This window comes from Herbaspirillum lusitanum (assembly GCF_046025995.1).
Classification (GTDB): Bacteria; Pseudomonadota; Gammaproteobacteria; order Burkholderiales; family Burkholderiaceae_D; genus Herbaspirillum; species Herbaspirillum lusitanum_A.
This window is the reverse complement of the sequence record NZ_JAQQFM010000028.1, coordinates 1-857: the sequence shown is the minus strand read 5'-3', so window position 1 is coordinate 857 and position 857 is coordinate 1. Positions and strand designations below refer to the sequence as shown.

1 protein-coding gene is annotated in these 857 nt (G+C 63.6%); it reads left to right on the top strand.

The window, feature by feature from the left end; all coding sequences use genetic code 11:
- On the top strand, positions 1-857 hold an 857-nt coding region (locus PQR62_RS25545; protein ID WP_408160892.1), incomplete at both ends, for an ABC transporter permease subunit.

The following is an 857-nucleotide window of genomic DNA, read 5'->3' as shown; positions in this document are numbered from 1 at the left end:
TCTTTCGACATGAAACGCAACCCGCAGCAGGCGCGCATCAGCCTGGCGCTGCTGCTGGTGCTGATGATCGTGTTTCCCTTCATTGCCCAGCAGTTCGGCAATTCCTGGGTGCGCATCATGGACGTCGCCTTGCTCTACATCATGCTGGCGCTGGGCCTGAACGTGGTGGTCGGCTTTGCCGGTCTGCTCGATCTGGGCTATATCGCGTTCTATGCCATCGGCGCCTACACCGCCGGCTTGCTGGCTTCGCCGCAGTTCGCGGCGGTGCTGGAATCCTTCGTCAACACCTATCCGCTGGTGGGCAACTTCCTGGTGATGGTGTGCGGCCCGGAGATCGTGCAGAACGGCATTCACCTGTCGCTGTGGGTGATCGTGCCGCTGTCGGCGATGGTGGCGGCGCTGTTCGGCGCCTTGCTGGGCGCGCCGACCCTGAAGCTGCGCGGCGACTACCTCGCCATCGTCACCTTGGGTTTCGGTGAAATCATCCGCATCTTCATGAACAACCTGAACGCGCCGGTGAACATCACCAACGGCCCGCAGGGGATCAACCTGATCGACCCGATCCGCATCTTCGGCGTCTCGCTGGCCGGTGAACCGGGCTCCGGCTCGACGGTGAAGTTCCTGGGCATGAGCATGCCCTCGGTCAACGCCTACTACTTCCTGTTCCTGGTGCTGTGCATCGCCGTGGTCTTCTTCTCGGTGCGGCTGCAGGATTCGCGTCTGGGCCGGGCCTGGGTGGCGATCCGCGAAGACGAAATCGCCGCCAAGGCGATGGGCATCAACACCCGCAACGTCAAGCTGCTGGCCTTCGGCATGGGCGCCTCCTTCGGCGGTGTGGCCGGCGCCATGTTCGCCGC